Raw genomic sequence first — 2,471 nt, 5'->3', positions numbered from 1 at the left:
GGTCGGCGAAGCGGATCGCCGCCTCCTGCCGGGAGGCGGACACCCGGCCGGCGAGGTCGGCCACCTCGACGGCGAGCCGCTGACCCTCCCGCTCCAACTCGTCCAACACGTCGTCGGACATGTCCAGGTCGGACAGTCGGGTGCGCGCCCGGTCAGCCCAGGCGATCACCCCGTCCACGTCGTCGGCGTACTTACGGGTCAACGCGCGCAGCGCCGCCCGCCGCTCGTAGACGTGCTGCAACCGGGCCGGGTCCGCGTCCAGCGTCGCCAGGTACGTCGACAGTTCCGCGGACACGTCGGTGACCAGGGTGGCCGCCTCCTCCAGGCGGGCCGCCAGCTCACCGAGCGCCGGATCGGTGCCGGACTGCGCCTCCAGGGTCCGCCGGGCGGTGCCCAGCAGTGCCGCCGCGTCCGGGGTCTCGTCGTCGGTGACCTCCGCGCCACCGGCCACGCACTGCTGGGCGATCTGCGCGGCCGTCCGCAGGCCCTCGGCGTGCTCCAGCCGCTGCGCCTCGGTCTTCAGCTCGTCGTCCTCGCCGGGCTGCGGGTCGACCCGGGTGATCTCGTCGAGGCCCAGCCGCAGCAGGTCGGCCTCCTGGTTGCGCTCACGGGCGTTGCGCCGCCGGTCGGCCAGGTCGTCGACCACCCGACGCCACCCCGTGTACGCCTCCCGCAGCGCGTCGAGCAGCTTCTCGTGCGCGGGGCCGGCGAACCGGTCCAGTGCGGCCCGCTGCTCGGCCGGGCGCAGCAGTCGCAACTGGTCGGACTGACCGTGCACGGCCACCGCCTGCTCGCCGACCTCACCGAGCATCGACACCGGCATGCTCCGGCCGCCGACGTGGGCGCGCGAGCGCCCCTCCACCGTGACCGTGCGGCTCAGCAGCACCGTGCCGTCCTCGTCGGGCTCGCCACCGGCCTCGGTGATCCGCGCGTGCACGGCGTCGGCGACCCGCCCGTGCAGCCGCAACCGCCCCTCCACCACCGCCCGGCCGGGTTGGGCGCGGACCCGCCCGGCGTCGGCCCGGCCGCCGAAGAGCAGGCCGAGGCCGGTCACCACCATCGTCTTGCCCGCACCGGTCTCGCCGGTGATGACGTTCATGCCGCCGGTCAACGGCAGCGTGGTGTCCTCGATGACGCCCAGCCCGGTGATGCGCAGCTCTTCCAGCACAGCCACCGACAGTAGACGCGAGGCCCGACACTTGACCAGCCGACGGGCCCGGGCACGGCCCGCACCCGGCCGACGTACAGTTCTGCCCCGTGTTGGACGTGATCGGCCTGACCCCGGCTGAGGAGGAGCTCTACCGCTGCCTGCTCCAGCTCACCACGGCCCGCATCGACGAGTTGGTCCATCGCCTGCACCGCCCCCGTGAGCAGGTCGTCGCCCAGGTCGAGACGCTGCGCGGCAAGGGCCTCGTGCAGCCCACCGACAACGACCCGGACGCCCCGCTGCGCCCGACCGCCCCGGACGTCGCCCTCGGCGGGACGCTGCTGCGCCGCCAGGAGGACCTGGAGGCGGCCCGCCGGCTGGTCACCCAACTGGCCGAGGAATACCGCTCCGGGCTGCGCCGGCACCACGTCGACCACCTCGTGGAGGTGATCACCGGTGGCCGGGTCCTCCGGGACCGCCTGCGTGACCTGCAGAACTCGGCGCGTACCGAGGTGCTCTGGTTCTGCCGGGCCAATCCCCTGGCCATGGCCGGCCCGGAGAACGTCGAGGAGTTCGACGCGCTGGCCCGTGGGGTGAGCTACCGGGCCATCTACGAGCGTGACCTGCTGCTGGAGCCGGGCGCGTTGGCCGACCTGGCCAAGGGCGTCGCCGCCGGTGAGCAGGCCCGCGTCCTGGACCGGCTGCCGGTCCGACTGGCCATCGTGGACGCCCGCACCGCCATCTGCCCGCTGGTGCCCGACCGTGCCGGCGGCGAACCGAGCGCCGCCGTGATCGGGCGCAGTCAACTGCTCGACGCCCTGCTCGCCCTCTTCGAGAGTCACTGGCGGGTGGCCACCCGGCTGCGGCTCGACGACCCGCTCGCCGTCGCGGCCCCCGAGGGTCGACGGCCGGAGCCCGAGTGCCATCCGGGCGACGGTTACCAGCCCGACGCCGACGAGGCGCGGCTGCTGTCGCTGTTCGTGGCGGGCGTACCGGACAAGTCCATCGCCTCCCAGCTCGGGGTGAGCCGACGGACCGTGCAACGGCGCATCGCCGACCTGATGGCCGCCGCCGGCGTGGACACCCGGCCCGGGTTGGCGTTCCAGGTCGCCCGCCGCGGCTGGCTCTGACGCCGCGAGGGCCCGCCGTCGACCCCGACGGCGGACCCGCGCCGACCGGGCGGGACGGCCAGGCCGCCCCGCCCACGCCGCGTCAGCGCAGCCCGGACGCCTGGAGCACGGTCGGGTCGACGGTGTTCCCGGCCCGGTCGGCGGCGTGCACCCGTAGCGACACCGGTCCGCGCCCCGCCGGCACTGTCGCGGTG

The 2,471-nt window shown here is 75.1% G+C and carries 2 protein-coding genes; one reads left to right on the top strand and one right to left on the bottom strand.

The features are described 5' to 3' along the window. A partial coding sequence (locus KBX53_RS29520; protein ID WP_210862914.1) for an AAA family ATPase occupies positions 1 to 1,168 on the bottom strand: 1,168 nt, incomplete at its 3' end. Positions 1,169 to 1,257: 89 nt separating this feature from the next. On the opposite strand from KBX53_RS29520, the gene KBX53_RS29515 reads away from it, so the two are divergent. Next, positions 1,258 to 2,277 carry a helix-turn-helix domain-containing protein gene (locus KBX53_RS29515; RefSeq protein ID WP_210862912.1) on the top strand — a complete coding sequence of 340 codons (1,020 nt, stop codon included), beginning with the start codon at positions 1,258 to 1,260 and terminating at the stop codon, positions 2,275 to 2,277. The last annotated feature ends 194 nt before the right edge of the window (positions 2,278 to 2,471 follow it).

Source organism: Micromonospora sp. M51 (assembly GCF_018070305.1).
GTDB classification, from domain to species: domain Bacteria; phylum Actinomycetota; class Actinomycetes; order Mycobacteriales; family Micromonosporaceae; genus Micromonospora; species Micromonospora parva.
The sequence above is the reverse complement of the archived record's forward strand: the minus strand, read 5'-3'. Positions and strand labels throughout refer to the sequence as shown.